19 protein-coding genes and 1 pseudogene are annotated in these 19,533 nt (G+C 62.5%); 12 read left to right on the top strand and 8 right to left on the bottom strand.

Going from position 1 to position 19,533, the window contains the following annotated elements:
• Positions 1–71: 71 nt before the first annotated feature.
• Positions 72–1,904: a methyl-accepting chemotaxis protein gene (locus tag B5P46_RS07970; RefSeq protein ID WP_129418204.1), complete on the bottom strand. Its 1,833-nt coding sequence runs from the start codon at positions 1,902–1,904 to the stop codon at positions 72–74.
• A 377-nt stretch (positions 1,905–2,281) separates the two neighbouring features.
• Between B5P46_RS07970 and B5P46_RS07975 the strand changes: the two genes are divergently transcribed.
• Positions 2,282–2,713 carry a hypothetical protein gene (locus B5P46_RS07975; RefSeq protein WP_245456114.1) on the top strand — a complete coding sequence of 144 codons (432 nt, stop codon included), beginning with the start codon at positions 2,282–2,284 and terminating at the stop codon, positions 2,711–2,713.
• 46 nt (positions 2,714–2,759) lie between these two features.
• Here the strand turns inward: B5P46_RS07975 and B5P46_RS07980 are convergent, their stop codons facing one another.
• Positions 2,760–3,446: an ArsR/SmtB family transcription factor gene (locus B5P46_RS07980; RefSeq protein ID WP_129418206.1), complete on the bottom strand. Its 687-nt coding sequence runs from the start codon at positions 3,444–3,446 to the stop codon at positions 2,760–2,762.
• 72 nt (positions 3,447–3,518) lie between these two features.
• Here B5P46_RS07980 and B5P46_RS07985 point away from each other — a divergent pair, with 72 nt between their 5' ends.
• From B5P46_RS07985 to B5P46_RS07995, 3 genes and pseudogenes are all read left to right on the top strand, one after another.
• Positions 3,519–3,848, top strand: coding sequence for an NIPSNAP family protein (locus B5P46_RS07985; RefSeq protein ID WP_129418207.1), 330 nt, complete (start codon positions 3,519–3,521; stop codon positions 3,846–3,848).
• Positions 3,845–4,195 (top strand): annotated as a pseudogene (locus B5P46_RS07990) (antibiotic biosynthesis monooxygenase family protein). The gene B5P46_RS07985 and the pseudogene B5P46_RS07990 overlap by 4 nt, the downstream one beginning before the upstream one ends.
• Before the next feature lie 142 nt (positions 4,196–4,337).
• On the top strand, positions 4,338–5,492 hold the full coding sequence (locus tag B5P46_RS07995; protein WP_129418208.1) for a site-specific DNA-methyltransferase: 1,155 nt from the start codon (positions 4,338–4,340) through the stop codon (positions 5,490–5,492).
• A gap of 111 nt (positions 5,493–5,603) precedes the next feature.
• On the opposite strand, the gene B5P46_RS08000 is transcribed toward B5P46_RS07995, so the two are convergent.
• From B5P46_RS08000 to mutY, 3 genes are read right to left on the bottom strand one after another with little or no spacing between them, the layout of a single operon-like run.
• Entirely contained in the window at positions 5,604–5,969 is a 366-nt protein-coding gene (locus B5P46_RS08000; RefSeq protein ID WP_129418209.1) for a nuclear transport factor 2 family protein, read from the bottom strand.
• 5 nt (positions 5,970–5,974) lie between these two features.
• Positions 5,975–6,589, bottom strand: coding sequence for an HAD family hydrolase (locus tag B5P46_RS08005; RefSeq protein WP_129418210.1), 615 nt, complete (start codon positions 6,587–6,589; stop codon positions 5,975–5,977).
• 2 nt (positions 6,590–6,591) lie between these two features.
• Complete coding sequence (gene mutY / locus B5P46_RS08010; protein WP_129418211.1) at positions 6,592–7,695, bottom strand: A/G-specific adenine glycosylase; 1,104 nt, start codon at positions 7,693–7,695, stop codon at positions 6,592–6,594.
• A 108-nt stretch (positions 7,696–7,803) separates the two neighbouring features.
• Here mutY and B5P46_RS08015 point away from each other — a divergent pair, with 108 nt between their 5' ends.
• The 7 genes from B5P46_RS08015 to ppdK all read left to right on the top strand — a co-directional run bounded on the left by B5P46_RS08015 (position 7,804) and on the right by ppdK (position 17,862).
• A complete protein-coding gene (locus B5P46_RS08015; RefSeq protein WP_018069144.1) occupies positions 7,804–8,301 on the top strand; it encodes a DUF721 domain-containing protein in 498 nt (165 codons plus the stop codon).
• 117 nt (positions 8,302–8,418) lie between these two features.
• A complete protein-coding gene (locus B5P46_RS08020) occupies positions 8,419–8,616 on the top strand; it encodes a hypothetical protein (protein WP_064647302.1) in 198 nt (65 codons plus the stop codon).
• A 3-nt stretch (positions 8,617–8,619) separates the two neighbouring features.
• On the top strand, positions 8,620–9,186 hold the full coding sequence (locus tag B5P46_RS08025; protein ID WP_129418212.1) for a Fic/DOC family protein: 567 nt from the start codon (positions 8,620–8,622) through the stop codon (positions 9,184–9,186).
• 92 nt (positions 9,187–9,278) lie between these two features.
• Positions 9,279–9,503, top strand: a complete 225-nt coding sequence (gene relB, locus B5P46_RS08030; protein WP_129418213.1) for a type II toxin-antitoxin system RelB family antitoxin — start codon at positions 9,279–9,281, stop codon at positions 9,501–9,503.
• Positions 9,504–9,719: 216 nt separating this feature from the next.
• Positions 9,720–10,490, top strand: a complete 771-nt coding sequence (locus tag B5P46_RS08035) for a DsbA family protein (protein ID WP_432431467.1) — start codon at positions 9,720–9,722, stop codon at positions 10,488–10,490.
• Between the two features lie 219 nt (positions 10,491–10,709).
• A complete protein-coding gene (locus B5P46_RS08045; RefSeq protein WP_129418216.1) occupies positions 10,710–14,171 on the top strand; it encodes a chromosome segregation SMC family protein in 3,462 nt (1,153 codons plus the stop codon).
• 982 nt (positions 14,172–15,153) lie between these two features.
• Positions 15,154–17,862 carry a pyruvate, phosphate dikinase gene (gene ppdK / locus B5P46_RS08050; RefSeq protein ID WP_129418217.1) on the top strand — a complete coding sequence of 903 codons (2,709 nt, stop codon included), beginning with the start codon at positions 15,154–15,156 and terminating at the stop codon, positions 17,860–17,862.
• Positions 17,863–17,900: 38 nt separating this feature from the next.
• On the opposite strand, the gene B5P46_RS08055 is transcribed toward ppdK, so the two are convergent.
• Complete coding sequence (locus B5P46_RS08055) at positions 17,901–18,179, bottom strand: hypothetical protein (RefSeq protein WP_129418218.1); 279 nt, start codon at positions 18,177–18,179, stop codon at positions 17,901–17,903.
• 307 nt (positions 18,180–18,486) lie between these two features.
• The gene (locus tag B5P46_RS08065) at positions 18,487–18,684 is read right to left on the bottom strand and encodes a hypothetical protein (protein ID WP_003546062.1); all 198 of its coding nucleotides are present in this window, start codon (positions 18,682–18,684) and stop codon (positions 18,487–18,489) included.
• A 124-nt stretch (positions 18,685–18,808) separates the two neighbouring features.
• On the opposite strand from B5P46_RS08065, the gene B5P46_RS08070 reads away from it, so the two are divergent.
• On the top strand, positions 18,809–19,054 hold the full coding sequence (locus B5P46_RS08070; RefSeq protein ID WP_003546063.1) for a hypothetical protein: 246 nt from the start codon (positions 18,809–18,811) through the stop codon (positions 19,052–19,054).
• Positions 19,055–19,069: 15 nt separating this feature from the next.
• Here B5P46_RS08070 and B5P46_RS08075 read toward each other — a convergent pair whose 3' ends face one another.
• Positions 19,070–19,462 carry a hypothetical protein gene (locus B5P46_RS08075; RefSeq protein ID WP_129418220.1) on the bottom strand — a complete coding sequence of 131 codons (393 nt, stop codon included), beginning with the start codon at positions 19,460–19,462 and terminating at the stop codon, positions 19,070–19,072.
• Between the last annotated feature and the right edge of the window lie 71 nt (positions 19,463–19,533).

Below are 19,533 nucleotides of genomic sequence, written 5' to 3' on the forward strand. Positions count from 1 at the left end.
ACGGGCTCCGTCGTTGCTGCCGGATCGGTCGTGCCGGGTTGGTTTGAACAATGGCAGGCAGATAGCAGCCGTCAGGCCGCCAGCTGCCCGCTCCGGCGTCCAGCTGCAGATGGCGTCGAAGCTGTCGCTCGAAGCCTGAACCGGGAAACGAGTTCGCGCAGCTTGGCAGCTTCCTCGGCGAGCTGACCGGATGCCGCGGTGGATTGCTCCACCATCGCCGCGTTCTGCTGGGTCACCTGGTCCATGGAGTTGACGGCGGTGTTGACTTCGGCAAGGCCTGTCGACTGCTCTCTTGCCGATACGGCGATTGCATCCATGTGCTGATTGATGCGGGCAATCTGTTCGCTGATCGCCTTCAGAACCTGGCTGGTGTCGAGAACCAGTTTGACGCCGCTTTCCACTTCCACCGATGATTTCTGGATGTGGCCTTTGATTTCCTTTGCCGCCTGAGCCGATCTCTGGGCGAGCTCGCGCACTTCCTGGGCGACCACCGCAAAACCCTTGCCCGCGTCGCCGGCGCGTGCCGCTTCGACGCCGGCATTCAGCGCCAGCAGATTGGTCTGGAAGGCGATCTCGTCGATCACGCCGATAATGCTGGAGATCTGCTGGGACGAGGCCTCAATGCGGCGCATGGCTTCTTCGGCATGCGACACGACTTCGGAAGACTTGGCGGCATTGCGGTTTGCATCGGTTGCTTCCGTGCGCGCCTCGTCGGTCCGCTTGCTCGAGTTCGAGACATTGGCGGTGATCTGATCGAGCGCTGCGGCGGTTTCTTCGAGCGAGGCCGCCTGCTGTTCGGTTCGCTTCGACAGATCGCCGGCCCCGGAGGCGATTTCCCTTGTGCCTTCGTCGATCGCGGCAATGGCGGCCGCGATCGCGCTGAGCGTCTGGTCGAGCTGCCGGATCGACATGTTGAAATCATGCCGGAGGTTCTCGAAATCCGGGGCGAAGGGTTCGTCGATCTGGAAGGCGAGATCGCCGGATGCAAGCCTTTTCAGGCCTGCGGCGAGGCCGGATGTCGCCGCCCGCAGCCGTTCGGCTGCATCTTCGTCAGCCTGCTTTCGGGCCGTGACCCGCTCGGTTTCACCCTGCAATCGGGCGGCCTCGGCATCTTTTTCGAGTTGCTTGTTGGCAATCGCCGCCTGGCGGAAGACTTCGACGGCCGATGCCATCGTTCCGATTTCATCGGTGCGGCCGATCCCGGCGCAGGCAATCGCCGTGTCACCGCCGGCGAGCCTTTGCATATCGCGGGAAAGCGAAAGGATCGGCTTGGTGACGGTCTTGCGGGTGAGGAAATAGAGACCAAAGGCGAAGAGCACGGTCGAAGCCAAGAGGGCTTCCAAAACAATATCGACCGACGCCTTTATATCAGAGCTGCGCTTGGACATATCCTCCGACGCCGCCGTGATCTGATCGCCGGCCTGTTCCATCGCCGCTTCCAGCGTCGAGAACTGCGCCATGAACTCCGGCAATGCCTTCAAAGCTGCCGTGGGGTCCTTACCGGCAAGTTCGACGATCTCAGTGGCGCTTGCGATATAGGCAAGCAGGGGAGGGTCGACGCTGGCAAGGATCGTTTTCGTCTTGTCGTCGGCGGCAAGAGCCTTGTTGGCGTCAAGCATCTCGCGGAACGACGCCTCATGCTCCGCCAGATCAGCCTTCACCGTGTCGACATCGATGCCTGCTGCCGGATTGGACGCCAGCAATGATGCGAGCGCATCCGAGCGCAGCGCGTCATGCATCATGTCGGCCTGCATGTGGTTCCGCAGAATTTGGGCCGACCGGGCAACCTCGGCGTTGTTTTCGGAAAGAGTCGAGGCGGACCAGATGCCGACCCCCGTGGCGCTACCCGCCAGGGCGAAAATCGCGATGCTCGCAATGATGATCTTATGCTGGATCGATGCCATGACAGGGCTCTCTCGTTAATTCAGAACATGAGACTAGCCGAACATGCTTAATTATTTTCTCAGCACCATGTCGGTTAGCGGCGCGAAAACAATAGGTTGCAGTCGGTGTTTCATCCTCGATGAAAAGTTGAGCTCTTTGTGCGTCGAGCGGATGCTCGCTGCGGCACCTTCGCGCCGGAAGATGATTGCGCGATGGGGTATGCGCCTTCGTCTAGGACGACGCCACATCCATCAAATCCGCGTCATGTCAGGCTAACCGCGGCCCCGGGGCTACCTTTGGCAATCTCATGCACTAGATGGCGATCGGGAGGAGAACGCCACCGCCGCTATTGGGAAGAGAAGCGGCATGCCAAAGAATGGATGAAGAGGAAGACTGCATGACGATCGAGGACATTATCGAAACCCTGGAAAAGACTGACATGCCCGACAGCCGGATCGACGCCTTCATCACCTGTGCATTTCTGTTGAAGCAACTCCGGCCGGCCGAGCCCAACGATTTCGACGGTCCTAACGACTACCTGCCGAGCAGCATCAAGTCAGAGCACGGCTTCCTGATGGCGCGGCCCTTCACACACGACGTCAATCACGCCATCGATCTGTGCCGGGAAGTCCGGCCGGATGCGGTTTGGCACCTTGCCCGCGGCCGCCAGGCAGCGGACGAGTCGCTTTACGGTGCGCAGCTGCGCGAGATCCGGGAGGACGAAAGCGTGCTCGGTGAAGCCGAGAGCAATCACGCGGCGCTGGCGCTGACGCTGGCGGCGCTGCGGGCGCATGTGCGGCAGGAAGATGAAAAGAGGGCAGGTGGGTGAGGGGGCTGAATGCGGCCTCGGAACCTCTTGCGGGTCCGCAATAAACCTATGGATCGACCGGGAAGAGCTTCAGAAACTGCCGGTCGCCCTCCGGGGAGAAGCGGATCGAGCGGCTTTCGGCCGTTCGCCGCGCCCAGCCTTTGTCGAGGAAGCTTGAGAGCAGCGCCTTGCCGAGGCTGCCGGCCAGATGCGCGCGTCTTTCGCTCCAGTCGAGGCAAGAGCGGCAGAGCGGGCGGCGCGAGGATCTGAGGTCGCTAACATCGATGCCGATGCATTCGAGGTCGCTTTCGCCCTTTTCCGTCAGCGCCAGGCCTTCGCCGACCGCCTCGATCGCGCCGGAGGCAATCAGGCTGTCGAGCATGCGCACGCCGTAATCGCCGGCAAGATGATCGTAGCAGATGCGCGCCTTGCGCAGCGCCGGCTCCTTCGGTCCCGGCTGATGGCGCAGATGGCCGCGTCCGGCGGCAAAGCCCATCATGCTTTCGATCAGCCGGGCGACGGCCTCGTCGGCGAGCGTGAAATAGCGGTGGCGCCCCTGCTTGCGCTGGGCAAGCAGCCCGCCGGCCTCGAGCTTGGCAAGATGCGTGCTCGCCGTCTGCACGGTTATGCCGCCGACGCCGGCAAGCTCGGTCGCGGTCAGCGCCCGGCCGCCGGTTAGTGCTGCCAGCATGTTGGCGCGCGCCGGATCGCCGATGAGCGCGCCGATCTGCGCAATGTCTGGACCTTCCTTCATAGTTCGATCGTAACCGAAGCATCGCCGTCAGGCAATGTGCGAAAACGGGTGGGCAGCCAAAGGAGAAACGATATGATCACCTGCTTCATCCGCTATCAGATCGACCCCTTCAAGAAGGAGGCGTTCGCCGAATATGCCCGCAACTGGGGCCAGGCGATTCCGCGAAACGGCGCCGACCTGATCGGCTATTTCGGCCCGCACGAGGGATCGGCAACGACGGCTTACGGCGTCTATAATATCGAGAGCCTCGCCGCCTACGAAGCCTATCGCGCTAGGCTGGCTTCCGACCCACTCGGCCGTGAGAATTATGAATTTGCCAGACGCGAAGGCTTCATCCTGAAGGAAGATCGCATCTTCCTCAAGAATGTCTCCGCTCCTCACGCCAAGCTGGTGCTGCCATGATCGCCGTCATCTTCGAAGTCGTGCCCTATATGGGCGAACGCCACAAATATCTGGATCTCGCCGGCGAGTTGCGCGGCGAACTCGAAAAGATCGACGGCTTCATTTCGATCGAGCGTTTCGAGAGCCTGACGACCCGCGGCAAGCTGCTGTCGCTCTCCTTCTTCCGCGACGACGCGGCGGTGAAGCAATGGCGCAATCTCTAGTCGCACCGGGCAGCCCAGCAGGCCGGACGCGGCGGCATCTTCGCCGATTATCGCCTGCGGATCGCCAGTATCGTCCGCGATTACGGCATGTTCGAACGCGACGAGGCGCCGGCCGACAGCCGAAGCGTTCATGATGCGGCCTGATCGCCGGCGGCGGCAAAGTCTGCCGCTCACTCATCGGCCGGCCGAATAAATTCCCGAAATCGGCCACCGCTTCAGGCTTTGGTAACTAAGTTGCGTAACCATAACGGACAGTTAAGCGTAGAGTGTATGAGTGAGTATCAGAATGGCATCAGTTTTTCCGCTTGCCGACCTCAAGGCTTCCGTCACGTCGGATTCCCGGCAGGATTCCAGGGCCGGGTCTTGGGTCGACACGATCATCAAGGGCGATTGCGTCAGCGCCCTTGAAGCTTTGCCCAGTCACTCCGTCGATGTCATCTTTGCCGATCCGCCGTATAATCTCCAGCTCGGCGGAACGCTGCATCGTCCCGATCAGTCGCTGGTCGATGCGGTCGACGACGAATGGGACCAGTTCGCCTCCTTCGAGGCCTATGACGCCTTCACCCGTGCCTGGCTGCTGGCCTGCCGCCGCGTGCTGAAGCCGACAGGCTCAATCTGGGTGATCGGCTCCTACCACAATATCTTCCGTGTCGGCGCCACGCTGCAGGATCTGAATTTCTGGATCCTCAACGACATCATCTGGCGCAAGACCAACCCGATGCCGAATTTCAAGGGCCGCCGTTTCCAGAACGCCCATGAGACGATGATCTGGGCAAGCCCCAGCGCCAAGGCCAAGGGCTATACCTTCAATTACGATGCGTTGAAGGCTGCCAATGACGACGTCCAGATGCGCTCCGACTGGCTCTTTCCGATCTGCAACGGCAGCGAGCGGCTGAAGGGCGAGGACGGCAAGAAGGCGCATCCGACACAAAAGCCGGAAGCGCTGCTCGCCCGTGTCATCATGGCCTCGACCAAGCCCGGCGATATCGTGCTCGATCCCTTCTTCGGCTCGGGAACGACGGGCGCCGTCGCCAAGCGTCTCGGCCGCCACTTCGTCGGCATCGAGCGCGAACAGGATTATATCGATGCGGCCTCGGCCCGCATCGCCGCCATCGAGCCGCTCGGCAAGGCGGAACTGACCGTCATGACCGGCAAGAAGGCCGAAGTCCGCGTCGCCTTCAACGTGCTGGTTGAAAGCGGCCTGATCAAGCCCGGCCAGGTGCTGACCGACGCCAAGCGCCGCTATAGCGCGATTGTCCGCGCCGACGGCACGGTAGCATCCGGCGGCGAGGCCGGCTCTATTCATCGTCTCGGCGCCAAGGTGCAGGGTCTCGATGCATGCAACGGATGGACCTTCTGGCATTTCGAAGACGGGCAGTCCCTGCGCCCGATCGACGATCTCAGGTCCGTCATCCGCAGTGATCTGGCAAAGGCGGAGTGAGCAGCGCCTCTACGGATCGAAACCACCTTCTTCCGATTTCCCTCCAGTTGCGGAAGAAGACCAAGGCGCCCGGGGTCACACCCCGGGCGCCCTCTATTCAGAAACCCTGTTTCAAAAGTCCTGATAATCGGTGACGTCGACGCGTGTGATGCGCCCTTCCGGGTTGAAGGTAATCGTCTCCTCGCCCTTACGGATCAGCGGCTTACCCGTCTTGCTGTGGGTGGCGCGAAGCGACCAGACTGCGCGGCCGGAGAGTGGCGTCAGTCTTTCCACCAGCGAATTTTCCGCCGTCTGATCGGGATAGTCGTCGAAATATTTCACGAAGGCAGCCATGATCTCAGCGTGTCCAGCAAGGCTGCCGACGCCGTTCGAGACATAGGTCGCGCCCTCGGCGAAATAGGCCTCGATCGCGGGAAAATCGAGGGCGTTGATGGCGGCGTGAAAACGTTCGATTTCGTCTGCCGGGTCGAAAGCCATGGGTCTCAGACCTTCAATCCGTAAGCGGCAAGATCGCTGCGCAGCTTCTCAGGCCCTGAAAACAGCACCGCATTCCAGCCAAAGGCTTTGGCGCCTTCGACATTGACCGGCGCGTCGTCGATGAAGATCGTCGCGGCCGGATCGAGGCCGAAACTTTTCGTATGCGTCTCGTAGATGGCGATATCGGGCTTGATCAGGCCGACATCGCCGGAAACGGTGACGCCGCGCGGTTTGGTCAGGAAGGGGAAGCGCGCCTGCGCCTCGCGGAAGGTGTCGGAGGCGAAGTTGGTGAGCATCGTCACGTCGCGCCCTTCGGAAATCAGCCCTTCCATGATCGCGACGCTATCGTCATAGGCGTGCGGCACCATCTCATGCCAATATTTGCGGAAGGCGCGGATATGCTCTTCGCGGGCAGGGTGCTGTTCGATCAGCAGCGCTTCGGCCTCCGCCCAGGTGCGGCCGCGGTCCTGCTCGATGTTCCAGTCATGGGTGCAGATATTGGCGAAGAACCAGTTGCGCTCGGTCTCATCCGGGATGAGGCGGCTGAAAGGCAGATGCGGATCGTAATGAATAAGGACTTTGCCGATGTCGAAAACGATATGTCTTATGTCGGTGGTCATGGTCATCCCTTGGATGTTTTAAACGCGAGAGGAATAGCCGCTGCGATCGCTTTTTTCATGATGGTCGGCAAGGCCTGGGCTTCAAGATTTGTAACCGGCTCCCACCATCCGTCATTCGGGCCGTCATCCATGGCGACCTTGGCAGCGACGGCCGCACGCCAGATCGAAAGCCTGAGCTCAAAATGGGTGAAGACATGGACGACGGTGCCAGAGAACTGCCATGCCGCTTCGAAGGGCGCGGCGGCAGCCGAGGTCTCGCCGTCGATGCGCGCCGTCCACGCCGTCGTCGGCACCTCGGTCATGCCGCCGAGCAAGCCGCTGTCGATGCGCCGCCGCAACAGGATCTCGCCATCACCGGTCACCGCGATGAAAGCCGCGCCATATCTGACCGGCTTCTCCTTCTTCGCCGCCTTGACCGGAAAGAGCTCGGGATCGGAAAGTTTGAGCGCCTCGCAGGCACCCCGGAACGGACAGAGCGAACAGGCCGGCCGCTTCGGCGTGCAGATCGTCGCCCCCAGATCCATCATCGCCTGGGCGAAATCGCCGGGCCGTGTCGCGGGCGTCAGCAGCGCCACCTTCTCTCTCATCGCCGGCTTTGCGGCCGGAAGCGGCGTGGTGATCGCATAAAGCCTGGAGATCACCCGCTCGACATTGCCGTCCATGACCGCGGCCTGCCGGTTGAAGGCGATGGCCGCGACGGCCGCTGCCGTATAGTCGCCGATGCCGGGGAGCGACTTCAGGCCCTCTTCGGTATCGGGAAAGATGCCGCCATGCTCGTTCGCCACCGCTTCGGCGCATTTCTTCAAGTTGCGGGCCCGCGCATAATAACCAAGCCCTGCCCAGGCGGCCATCACCGCGTCGTTTTCGGCTGCGGCAAGATCGGTCACCTCCGGCCACCGCTCAAGAAACCGCTCGAAATAGGGTTTGACCGCCTGCACCGTCGTCTGCTGCAGCATCACCTCGGACAGCCAGACGCGATAGGGGTCGGCCTTGACGCCGCGGGCCGCCATGCCGGGCGAAACGCGCCAGGGCAGGTCGCGGTGGTGGCGATCGTACCAGTCGAGCAGGGGCTTGGCTAAGGGCGTGTCGAGTGTGGTGATCGTCATGATTTGCCGCGATGAGGGGAAGTGCCTATACTTGGCGAAGCAATGCCGCGCGATCAAGTCGCCTGTGCGAGTTGGCATGCGAATTGGCGGCGTCGCTGAAGGGTTTCGATGAGTTATCCACGCAAAGGTGCAAAGCAGATTTCCGAGCTGGCGAACGGGCTGATCGATCCCGTGCTTGCGAGGCGCGCCGGCATCAATACGGCGCTGCTCGGCTCGTGGAGCGAAATCGCCGGCGAGGATTTCGCCGATTGCACCCGGCCGGAAAAGATCGCCTGGGCCCGCGGCGGCAATGAGACCGGCGGCTTCCGCCCCGGCGTGCTGACGATTGCCTGCGAAGGCGCGCGTGCACTCTTCCTCACCCATGCCCAGGGCGAACTCATCCAGCGCATCAACAGCTTCTTCGGCTTTGCCGCCGTCCACCAGATCCGCATCGTCCAGAAGCCGGTCTCACAAGCCATCCGCCGCTCCCGCACCCCGCCGCCGCTGAAAGGCGAAGCCGCCCGCAAGCTCGAAGGCATGATGGAGGGCATCGAGAACGACAAGCTGCGCCAGGCGATCCAGCGCTTAGGGACCGCGGTGATGGGGAAGCGGGGAAATCAACGCTAACCCTTTACGGTCATGGGTTGCCAACCTGAACTGCACTCGCCGTGAACCACAAGCGTTGACTTCAGCTAAGCGAATTCCTTTTGCTGATCCGCGTAAGGTCGTGCTAGATTCTGACTCATGACGAGCAAAACGCCCAAGTTGACCCGCAACGCCAAGACCGGCGGCCTGACCCAGGCCAGTGCCGAAAAGATCAGTGCGGTTGAAGGCCTGGTCCTCAGCCCGCGCATGCGCAAGCTCCTCGCCGAGACCAAGGATCAGCCGCCCGAAGAACGTCGCCAGGCGATCCGCGCACAGTTCACGCGCAAGTCCGCCTAAGCGTTGGTCTATACCGCCGAATCCGATCCCCTCTGTTATCCGGGCACGACCGTGCTCCGCAACAAACTGGACCTCACGGACCAGAGCGAGCTCGACGAGTTCGAGACAACGATGTTCGTGCTCCGCTCGGAAGAACCTTGGCCGGAGGGTAACCTGGATGTCACCCACTATCTCGCCCTTCATCATCACTATGATTGGGGCGGTGAGATCCGCACCATCCGTATCGGTAAGGGTGGCAACTGGTTCTGCTACCCGGAATTTATCGCAAACGAGCTTAATCGGATTTTCCAGGAGCTGGCGCGGGCGGATTATTTCGAAGGTCTGACACCGGCTGACTTTGCCGCTCAGGCGGCGCACCTCCTTGCCGAAATTAACGCCATCCACCCGTTCCGTGAAGGCAATGGCCGCACCCAATTGACCTTTCTCGCGCTTCTGGCCAGGCATGTCGGCCTGCCATTCAATGCCGAAGTGCTTGATCGTGAATGTGTCATCGAGGCCATGATCGAGAGCTTTGCGGGCTCCGAGCAGCCGCTAGCGACGCTGATCCTCGACATCGTCACCGAACCTTGACGCTAACCTCTTGAATATTCCTCGGCGGTGTAGAGGCACTGGCGATCGAACACCTCGGATGCCATACTTGTATAGCAGACGGGAGAAAAATCATGCTGGTCCTGCGGTTGCCGCCCGAAATTGAAGCGCGGCTCAATGAGCTTTCCAGGCGTACCGGCCGCAGCAAGAGCTTCTATGCGCGTCAAGCCATCCTCGCGCATCTCGACGACCTCGAAGATATCTATCTTGCCGAAAAACGCCTGGAAGAGCTTCGTCGCGACGAGAGCGATACCGTGCCTCTGGCCGAGCTGTTGGCGCGTCATGGCTTGGACAACTGAGTTTCATCGAGCGGCCGATACGAGGTGGGCAGCCGCCGCGATGTCTGCCGATGAAATCGGGCAAAACCTCCAATTCTGCAATTTTTGGTCTAGTCGTCTTCCCGCGGTCACAATTCTTTGAAGGAAGTTGGCCAACCGTGCCTTGTGAGCGGCCGTCAGCCGTTATATCGCACAGTCACGCCGTCAATCTCATTACGTTATGGGGAATCCATGCAGATGTCCGAAATGCAACTGACGAAACGCCGCCTGCTCAGCGGTATCGCCATCGCCGCAGCTGCCGTAGCGCTTGTCGCCTGCAACGACAGCAAGGACGCTGCCGATGCTTCGTCCTCCGGCAAGACCATGGCTGATGGCACCAATGTCGATACCATGCAGACGGCGGCCACAGCGGCGACCGAAATGCCGGAGTCTGACGGCGATGTCGACATGACAGAAGTGCTGAAGCCCGGCGCACTGCCGGAAATGGCGCTTGGCAAGGCCGACGCCCCGGTCAAGATCGTCGAATATATGTCGATGACCTGCCCGCATTGCGCCCATTTCCACAACACCACCTTCGACACGATCAAGCAGAAATATGTCGACAACGGCAAGGTGCAGTTCATCATCCGCGAATTCCCCTTCGACCCGCGCGCTGCCGCCGCCTTCATGCTCGCCCGCTGCAATTCTTCCAATCCGGAGCAGTTGAGCACGCCGGAACAGTATTTCCCGATGGTTTCGATGCTGTTCAAGCAGCAGCAGATCTGGGCCGCCGCCGATGATGGCCGCGCCGCACTGCTGCAGATGTCGAAGCTTGCCGGATTTACTGAGGATAGCTTCACGAAATGCTTGACGAACCAGAAGCTTCTGGATGAAGTGAATGCCACGCGGGAAAGAGGTTCCAAGGATTTCGGCGTCAACGCCACCCCGACTTTCCTGATCAATGGCAAGCGCTACTCTGGAGACATGCCGGTTGACACCTTGTCGAAGCTCATCGACAGCCTGCTCTGAACCGGATCGTTTCGATAGAACGGGCGACGACGAAAGCCGTGCGCCCGTTTTTCGTTTTCAGCGCAGTTTGCAGGTGTGGCCCCCTCATCCGCCTGCCGGCACCTTCTCCCCGCTGGGGCGAAGGGGATTTGCCGCAGCGTCTCGATTCCCTCTTCTGCCCAGCGGGGAGAAGGTGCCCGTAGGGCGGATGAGGGGGCTTCCTGCCGTGGATATTTCCGCATGAAGTTCAACAAGCTGCGCCTGGTCGGCTTCAAATCCTTCGTCGAGCCGACGGAATTCATCATCGAGCGCGGGCTGACGGGCGTTGTCGGCCCGAACGGCTGCGGCAAGTCGAACCTCGTCGAGGCGCTGCGCTGGGTGATGGGCGAAAATTCCTACAAGAACATGCGCGCCTCCGGCATGGACGACGTGATCTTCTCGGGCTCGGGAAACCGCCCGGCGCGCAATACCGCCGAAGTGGCGCTCTATCTCGACAATGGCGAACGCACCGCGCCTGCCGCCTTCAACGACAGCGACGAGATCCAGGTCACCCGCCGCATCGAGCGTGAACAGGGCTCGCTCTATCGCATCAACGGCAAGGAAAGCCGCGCCAAGGACGTGCAGCTGCTGTTTGCCGATGCCTCCACCGGCGCGCGTTCGCCGTCGATGGTCGGGCAGGGGCGTATCGGCGAGCTGATCCAGGCAAAGCCGCAGGCCCGCCGCCAGCTGCTCGAAGAGGCGGCCGGCATTTCAGGCCTGCATTCCCGCCGCCACGAGGCCGAGCTGCGGCTGCGCGCCGCCGAAGGCAATCTCGAGCGCCTCGACGACGTCACCTCGCAGCTCGAAAGCCAGATCGAGAGCCTGAAGCGCCAGGCCCGCCAGGCAAACCGCTTCAAGACGCTGTCTGCCGATATCCGCGCCCGCGAAGCGATGCTGCTGCATATCCGCTGGGTGCAGGCCAAGGAGGCCGAGGCCGAGGCCGACAGCGCGCTGAACCAGGCGACCTCCGTCGTCGCCGAAAAGGCGCAGATGCAGATGGAGGCGGTAAAGAACCAGGGTATCGCCAGCCTGAAGCTGCCGGAACTGCGCGAGGGCGAGGCCCGTGCCGCCGCCGCCCTGCAGCGCCTGCAGATCGCCAGAAGCCAGCTGGAGGAAGATGCCGGCCGCATCCTGCGCCGCCGCGACGAGCTGACCCGCCGTCTCGCCCAGCTTGCGGAGGATATAAGCCGCGAAGAGCGGCTGGTGGCCGACAATGCCGTCATCCTGGCGAGGCTCGATGCCGAAGAGGCGGAGATTTCGGAAATCCTCGCCGATTCCGGCCGTTATGCCGAGGAAACCCGCGAGGCCTTCGAGGGTGCGGCGGCAAAACTTGCCGACAGCGAGCGCATCTTCACCCAGCTGACGGCCGAGCGCGCCGAGGCCGCCGCCGGCCGCAACCAGCTGGAACGCGCCATCCGCGATCTCACGGACCGGCGGATGCGCCTCGAACGCCAGATGGATGAGGCAAACCAGGAACTGTCAGCCGTCGGCGAGAAGATCGCCGGCCTGCCCGATCCCGACGAAAAACGCGCCATCGTCGAAGCCGGCGAGATCGCCGTCGCCGATGCGGAGGCCGCGGTGCAGGCGGTCGATCAGGCGCTTGCCGGCGCTCGCCAGACCGAGGCACTGTCGCGCGCGCCGGTCGAGCAGGCCCGTTCGAGCCTGAATGCGCTGGAAACCGAGGCGCGCACCATTTCCCGCATGCTCGCCGCCGGTGCTGCTGCCGGCAAATTTCCGCCGGTTGCCGACGAGCTGAAGGTCGATCGCGGCTTCGAGACGGCACTCGGTGCCGCCCTCGGCGACGATCTGGAATCGCCGCTCGATGCCGAGGCGCCGGCCCATTGGTCGGATAATGGCGATGGCGCCAGCGATCCAGCACTTCCATCCGGTGTTGCGCCGCTGCTTGCCCATGTCCGCGCGCCCGCCGCACTCACCCGCCGGCTGCGTCAGATCGGCCTGGTGGCGGAAGGCGATGCTGAGTCGCTGATCGCGTTGCTGAAGCCCGGCCAGCGGCTGGTGACGAAAGAGGGTGCGGTCTATCGCTGGGACGGCCATGTCACCGGTGCCGATGCCCCGAGTGCTGCGGCGCTCCGCCTTGCCCAGAAGAACCGCCTGGCCGAACTCGAAAGCGAAGCAGCCCTTGCCCGCGATGTGCTTGCCGAAGCCGAGGAACGGCAGGCAGCCGCTGCCGAAGCGATCCGCGCCGAGGAGCGCCGGCTTGCCGAGGCGCGCGATATGAGCCGTCTTTCGGCACGTCATCTCACTGAGGCGCGCGATGCGCTTGTTGCCGCCGAGCGTGCCTCCGGTGATCTCATCCGCCGCCGCGATGTCGTCAGCGAGGCCGCCAGCCAGCTGCGCGCGCAGCTGGAGGAGATCGCCATTCAGGAAGAGAATGCCCGCATCGAGCTGGAGGACGCGCCTGATCTGACTGATATCGACGAGCGGCTGCGGTTCCAGCAGGCGGAAGTTGCGACCGATCGCGGCGCGCTGGCCGAAAGCCGCGCCCGCCATGAAAGTCTGGCGAGGGAAAACGAAGCCCGCCAGCGCCGCATCATGGCGATCGGCCAGGAGCGCGACACCTGGCGCCAGCGGGTGGCAAGTGCCGAGGATCATGTCGCGACGCTGCGCGAGCGCGAGGAAGAGGCGCGCGAAGAGGCAGCCGAGCTCGAATTGGCGCCGGATGAATTCGACGACAAGCGCCGCGCCCTGCTCAGCGAATTGCAGAAGGCCGAGGAGGCGCGCCGAAAGGCCAGCGATCTGCTGGCCGAGGCCGAACGCATCCAGCGCGAAGCCGACCAGAAGGCGACGACGGCGCTGTCGGAACTTGCCGAATGCCGTGAACGCCGCGGCCGCGCCGAGGAGCGCCTCGTCTCCGCCCGCGAGAAGCGGCAGGAAAGCGAAGGCCGCATCCGCGAGGTCCTGAACGTCGCCCCGCATGAAGCGCTGCAGCTGACCGGCCGCCCGACCATGCAGGCGCTTCCCGATCCGCGCGAAGTCGAGCGCGAGCTGGAACGCCTGAGGATCGAGCGCGAGCGGCTGGGTGCTGTCAACCTGCGCGCCGACGAGGAGCAGAAGGAGCTGAGCGAGAAGCTCGAAGCGCTGATCAAGGAACGCGACGACGTCATCGATGCGATCCGCAAGCTGCGCGGCGCCATCCAGAGCCTCAATCGCGAGGGCCGCGAACGGCTGATTGCCGCCTTCGACATCGTCAACGCCCAGTTCCAGCGGCTGTTCACCCATCTTTTCGGCGGCGGCACCGCCGAGCTGCAGCTGATCGAATCCGACGATCCGCTTGAAGCCGGCCTCGAAATTCTCGCCCGTCCGCCCGGCAAGAAGCCGCAGACCATGACGCTGCTATCCGGCGGCGAACAGGCGCTGACGGCAATGGCGCTGATCTTCGCCGTCTTCCTCACCAATCCGGCGCCGATCTGCGTGCTCGACGAAGTGGACGCGCCGCTCGACGACCATAATGTGGAGCGCTACTGCAATCTGATGGACGAAATGGCGGCCTCCACCGAAACCCGCTTCGTCATTATCACCCACAATCCGATCACCATGGCCCGCATGAACCGCCTCTTCGGCGTCACCATGGCCGAGCAGGGCGTCTCCCAACTCGTCTCCGTCGACCTGCAAATGGCCGAGCGCCTGCGCGAGATTGCCTGAGGTTTCGTGAGGAGAGTCTTTGCGGTCTCCTGCGTTAGGGAAGGGCGACATTTCTTATTTTCACGGTCCGGCAGTGCTCGCGGCGTGGATCCTCGGGTCAAGCCCGAGGATGACGGAGGTGGGGAACCTGTTGACCAAGACAATGCTCCGGGCGTCTCCCCTCTTGCCATCGCGCCCTCCGTCTCCGTCATGCTCGGGCTTGACCCGAGGCATCCATGGAGCCGCCGAGCGCAGACGCAATTTCAGCAAAGGTGCGGCGCGGTTTTGCGTTCAGATATTGTGTAAAATCAAGGGGCGAGCAATAAACACCAAAAAAGGTCGGCTCTCTTGCCCCTTGTACCCCATTTGGGTGATGCTCTTTTCGCTGACTTGCATTAGAAGTTGTTTCAACGCAACCTAATTACTCTGCTGGAAAGCGGGCGACCAAAGGTTGCGCATTGTCGAATTTGCGTGCGGTTTTCCGGGCGAGGGCAAGAACCGGAAGCCGTTGGAGCAAATCCAGGGAAGTAGCGATCTATTTTCCAGGAATTGCGTAGAACGAAGGTCAGAACGGTTCTGTTTTACAAAAAAGCTGAACCGTTCCTGGGTTGAGGGACCCCCCGTCCAGTTTTCCTGGCTGGACGGAAACAAGGCTTTGCGGGACATTGTTGCAGTCCCGCAAAGCTTTTTTTGTGCCCTTTTTCATGTCAGCCATGTTTCAAACGTTTTGACCGCCAGCTGCCACAAGATTTATTGTGCAACGCAACATTTTGCCGCATTTGTCGATTTTCATTTCAACTCCAAGGGATTAAGCTAATCCCTAAGTTTGTTGACAGACGTCGCTCTCTACTCGGCGTCATCCTCGGCCTTGTGCCGAGGATCTGCTGCGCATCAACCGGTAGCAGATGCTGGGGCACAAGCCCGAGCATGACGAAAGAGAAGTTCGCAGCGTTGTCGGCAGTCTGAGGGATTAAGCTGATCCCTTTGCGGTGTTGGGGGGAAGATGACCAAGTGGGTCTATAGGTTCGGCGACGGGCAGGCTGAGGGCCGGGCGCGCGATCACGAGATTCTGGGCGGCAAGGGCGCCAATCTCGCGGAAATGTGCGCCCTGGGATTGCCGGTGCCGCCGGGGCTGACGATCGTCAGTGACGCCTGCAACACCTATTACAAGAACGGCCGCCATATCGAGGGTGCGGTGAAGGCGGAGGTGCGCGCCGGCATATCGGCGATCGAGGCAATCACCGGCCGCCGCTTCGGTTCCGTCAGCCAGCCGCTGCTGCTCTCGGTGCGTTCCGGCGCCCGCGTCTCCATGCCGGGGATGATGGACACGGTGCTCAATCTCGGCCTCAACGACGAGACGGTACAGGCGCTCGGCCATGATGCCGGCGATGCGCGTTTTGCCTGGGACAGCTACCGCCGCTTCATCCAGATGTATGCCGATGTCGTCATGGGTCTCGGCAACGACGCCTTCGAGGAGATCCTGGAAGACGAGAAGGCCAAGCTCGGCCATGAGTTCGATACCGAACTCAGCGCCTCGGAATGGCAGCATATCGTCTCGCTCTACAAGAAGCTGATCGAGGAAGAGCTGGAGCAGGAATTCCCGCAGGATCCCGAAGTCCAGCTCTGGGGTGCGGTGGGTGCGGTCTTTTCCAGCTGGATGAGCGCGCGCGCCGTCACCTACCGCCAGCTCCACAATATTCCGGAAGGCTGGGGCACGGCGATCAACATCCAGGCGATGGTCTTCGGCAATCTCGGCAACAGTTCAGCCACCGGCGTTGCCTTCACCCGCAACCCCTCGACCGGCGAGAGGGCGCTTTACGGCGAATTCCTGGTCAATGCCCAGGGCGAGGATGTCGTTGCCGGCATCCGCACGCCGCAAAGCATCACCGAGGAGGGGCGGATTTCCTCCGGCTCCGAAAAACCCTCGATGGAAAAGCTGATGCCGGAGGCGTTTCGCGAGCTCTGCCGCATCTGCACCGAGCTCGAGATTCATTACCGCGACATGCAGGATATCGAATTCACCATCGAGCGCGGCAGGCTGTGGATGCTGCAGACCCGTTCGGGCAAGCGCTCGACGCGGGCGGCAATGAAGATCGCCGTCGACATGGTCGATGAGGGGGTGATCACCGAGGACGAGGCGGTGCTGCGCATCGAGCCCTCCAGCCTCGACCAGCTGCTGCATCCGACGATCGATCCGCGCGTCACCCGCCAGGTGATCGGCAGCGGCCTTCCGGCTTCGCCGGGCGCTGCCACCGGCGCCATCGTCTTCACCGCGGAAGAGGCCGTCGAGGCGGAAGCCGAAGGCCGCAAGGTCATCCTGCTGAGAGTCGAGACCAGCCCCGAGGACATTCACGGCATGCATGCCGCCGAAGGCATTCTGACCACCCGCGGCGGCATGACCAGCCATGCGGCGGTCGTTGCCCGCGGCATGGGCATCCCTTGCGTCGTCGGCGCCGGCACCATGCGCATCGACGTACGCAACGAGCGGCTGCTCGGCGTCGGCGTGACGCTCAAGAAGGGCGATATCATCACCATCGACGGCTCGGCCGGCCAGGTGCTGAAGGGCGAGGTGCCGATGATCCAGCCGGCGCTGTCGGGCGATTTCGGCCGCATCATGGGCTGGGCCGACCGCGCCCGGCGCATGACGGTGCGCACCAATGCCGATACGCCGGCCGATGCGCTGGCCGCCCGCTCCTTCGGCGCCGAAGGCATCGGCCTTTGCCGCACCGAACACATGTTCTTCGAGGGCGAGCGCATCCATGTGATGCGCGAGATGATCCTGGCCGTCGATGAGAAGGGCAGGCGGTTGGCGCTCGACAAGCTGCTGCCGATGCAGCGGCTGGATTTCACCGGCCTCTTCACCGTCATGCACGGCCTGCCGGTGACAATCCGCCTGCTTGATCCGCCGCTGCACGAATTCCTGCCGAAGACCGACGACGAGGTGGCCGAAGTCGCCTTCGCCATGGGCATGGAGGCATCCGTGCTTCGCCAGCGCGTCGATGCGCTGCACGAGTTCAACCCGATGCTCGGCCATCGCGGCTGCCGGCTGGCAATCTCCTATCCCGAAATCGTCGAGATGCAGGCCCGCGCCATCTTCGAGGCGGCGATTGCCGCGGCGCAGGAGACGGGGGCCGCCGTCGTGCCGGAGATTATGGTGCCGCTCGTTGGCCTGCGTTCAGAGCTCGATTACGTCAAGGCGCACATCGATGCCGTCGCCGGCGACGTGATGAGCGAGGCCGGCATGAAGATCGATTATCTCGTCGGCACGATGATCGAGCTGCCGCGTGCGGCCCTTCGCGCCCATGTGATTGCCGAGGCAGCCGAATTCTTCTCCTTCGGCACCAACGACCTGACGCAGACCACCTTCGGCATCTCGCGCGACGACGCCTCGGCCTTCATCCCCACCTATCAGCGCAAGGGCATCATCGAGCACGATCCCTTCATCTCGCTCGATTTCGACGGTGTCGGCGAATTGATCAGCATCGCCGCCGAACGCGGCAGGCGCACCCGCAACGACATGAAACTCGGCATCTGCGGCGAACATGGCGGCGACCCGGCCTCGATCCGCTTCTGCGAGACCATCGGCCTCGACTATGTCTCCTGCTCGCCGTTCCGCGTGCCGATCGCCAGACTGGCTGCGGCGCAGGCGGTGATTGCAGGCGGTCTGGAAGAGATCCGCCGGGGTCCGAAAGACCTGCGGGGAAGCTTGTAAGATATTCGCTGGAGTCTGGGGCAGGGCGCCCGTGGCACTCAGTGACGATACCGCCAACGATCGCGGTAGATATAAGGTCCGTTCAGGTCCCAGGCCATGCGGTTCATCATCTCCGCACTCTGCGCCCGTGATTCGGCGCGCCGGTCGAGATCGATGCGCTGCAGGCAGGTGGCAAAACCATCCGTGCCGCGCCGGAAGCCATAGCTCAGGCACCGCTGCTCATCCGCCGCCCGCCGCTCCTCCGGCGTCATCGTCTGGCAGGCCGAGAGCCCGGCGACGATGGTGGCCATGACGGTGATGAGAAGACGAATGCGCATTGGTTTGGTCCTTGGAATGGTCGCTCCGAGGAAAGGCCATTCGGGCGAGGGCGTCAAGCTGCTCTTGGTCCAGGAGATTGCTGAGTGCTGGTGATTACGTGAGCGGTGTGCCGTGCAGCCCCCTCATCCGACCCTTCGGGCCACCTTCTCCCCGAGGGAGAAGAGGGCATCGAGACGTTGCGGCATATCCCCTTCTCCCCAGCGGGGAGAAGGTGGCCCGAAGGGTCGGATGAGGGGGGCCACACGGCAGGCCGTTCGTTTGCCCTTCGCTTGCGCTCAGCGCATTCGCGGCTTTGCCGCTCACCCCTTACGCCGCCCCAGCCGGATCTCCAATCGGTAGCAGCGCCGGATTGAGCGGCGGATCCTGCGGGTTCTTCGTGTCGGCCGGGTCCTGCGCCGGTGTCAGCGGCGGTTTTTGCTGGATGGGGTCGGGAATGCCGGGGGTCGGCGTCGGGCCGCGCGGTGTGTCGGCATTGGGTGTCGGGATCGGATCTCTGTTGGGCATGATTGCCTCCTTTTCGAAAAAGGAACGGCAGGCTTGGCACTTGGTTCCACTTTCGCCGGCCAACCTTTCTATGCATGAGGGCCATTCCTATGTATGAGGAAAGCTTGCAAACCTTGGAACGAGCATGGCCCTTCGCGATCGATTTTCGAAAAAACTGAACTGTCCGCAATGCGGCAATGAGGGCTTTGCCGAAGCCTCGGAAGTCGACGATCCCAAGCGCAAGCATCCGGATTTCAAGGTCGATCAGCTGCCGCGCGGTTTTGGCGTGCAGCGGCCTTCCAATCATCAGGAAAATTTCGTCATAAAGTGCGAATGCGGGCGCAAGTTCCCCTTCCGCAGCGTTGCGGAAGCTGCGGCCGAGCGCCGCTAACATCATGATCTAGAATTAGATCCGCTGCAGCAGTTCGACGAAGGCATCGGCGAAACGCACCAGAGGGGCGGTCTCTTCGTCGGGCGCCTGCATGCGGATCTCAGTGCCGTTATAATCGAGCAGCGCCAGCACGACGCGCATCTCCTGGCCGTCGCCCGGAATGCGCAGCACGGCAATGCGCCGGCAATCCTGGACGAGGCCGCCGGCGGGCAGGTCGAACAGCAGTTCGCCGCCGGAGCGTGCCGCGGCCTGGCGCACCGCCTCGCAGAAACCGGCATCGCCGCCGGCATAACCTTCGAGCGAAAGTTCGAGCTCGAGCAGCTCCATCGGCAGCATCGGCTCGGACTGGTGGTCGATCCCGCCAAGCGCAGACGCCTGCGGCCTTGCTGCAATCTCGGGTGAAATCATCCCGTCTCTCCTCTGCATCTGGAGATGAAACCGCGGCAGAATGGCCTTTTTTTGACATATCAGCAAGGGCT

The sequence above is a fragment of the Rhizobium leguminosarum genome (assembly GCF_004123835.1).
Taxonomy (GTDB): domain Bacteria; phylum Pseudomonadota; class Alphaproteobacteria; order Rhizobiales; family Rhizobiaceae; genus Rhizobium; species Rhizobium leguminosarum_M.

Excerpts from the sequence above, each read along its gene's own strand:
- B5P46_RS07970 (WP_129418204.1), bottom strand. The coding sequence starts at position 1,904 with ATGGCATCGATCCAGCATAAGATCATCATTGCGAGCATCGCGATTTTC.
- B5P46_RS07975 (WP_245456114.1), top strand. The coding sequence starts at position 2,282 with ATGACGATCGAGGACATTATCGAAACCCTGGAAAAGACTGACATGCCC.
- B5P46_RS07980 (WP_129418206.1), bottom strand. The coding sequence starts at position 3,446 with ATGAAGGAAGGTCCAGACATTGCGCAGATCGGCGCGCTCATCGGCGAT.
- B5P46_RS07985 (WP_129418207.1), top strand. The coding sequence starts at position 3,519 with ATGATCACCTGCTTCATCCGCTATCAGATCGACCCCTTCAAGAAGGAG.
- B5P46_RS07995 (WP_129418208.1), top strand. The coding sequence starts at position 4,338 with ATGGCATCAGTTTTTCCGCTTGCCGACCTCAAGGCTTCCGTCACGTCG.
- B5P46_RS08000 (WP_129418209.1), bottom strand. The coding sequence starts at position 5,969 with ATGGCTTTCGACCCGGCAGACGAAATCGAACGTTTTCACGCCGCCATC.
- B5P46_RS08005 (WP_129418210.1), bottom strand. The coding sequence starts at position 6,589 with ATGACCACCGACATAAGACATATCGTTTTCGACATCGGCAAAGTCCTT.
- mutY (WP_129418211.1), bottom strand. The coding sequence starts at position 7,695 with ATGACGATCACCACACTCGACACGCCCTTAGCCAAGCCCCTGCTCGAC.
- B5P46_RS08015 (WP_018069144.1), top strand. The coding sequence starts at position 7,804 with ATGAGTTATCCACGCAAAGGTGCAAAGCAGATTTCCGAGCTGGCGAAC.
- B5P46_RS08020 (WP_064647302.1), top strand. The coding sequence starts at position 8,419 with ATGACGAGCAAAACGCCCAAGTTGACCCGCAACGCCAAGACCGGCGGC.
- relB (WP_129418213.1), top strand. The coding sequence starts at position 9,279 with ATGCTGGTCCTGCGGTTGCCGCCCGAAATTGAAGCGCGGCTCAATGAG.
- B5P46_RS08035 (WP_432431467.1), top strand. The coding sequence starts at position 9,720 with ATGTCCGAAATGCAACTGACGAAACGCCGCCTGCTCAGCGGTATCGCC.
- B5P46_RS08045 (WP_129418216.1), top strand. The coding sequence starts at position 10,710 with ATGAAGTTCAACAAGCTGCGCCTGGTCGGCTTCAAATCCTTCGTCGAG.
- ppdK (WP_129418217.1), top strand. The coding sequence starts at position 15,154 with ATGACCAAGTGGGTCTATAGGTTCGGCGACGGGCAGGCTGAGGGCCGG.
- B5P46_RS08055 (WP_129418218.1), bottom strand. The coding sequence starts at position 18,179 with ATGCGCATTCGTCTTCTCATCACCGTCATGGCCACCATCGTCGCCGGG.
- B5P46_RS08065 (WP_003546062.1), bottom strand. The coding sequence starts at position 18,684 with ATGCCCAACAGAGATCCGATCCCGACACCCAATGCCGACACACCGCGC.
- B5P46_RS08070 (WP_003546063.1), top strand. The coding sequence starts at position 18,809 with ATGGCCCTTCGCGATCGATTTTCGAAAAAACTGAACTGTCCGCAATGC.
- B5P46_RS08075 (WP_129418220.1), bottom strand. The coding sequence starts at position 19,462 with ATGATTTCACCCGAGATTGCAGCAAGGCCGCAGGCGTCTGCGCTTGGC.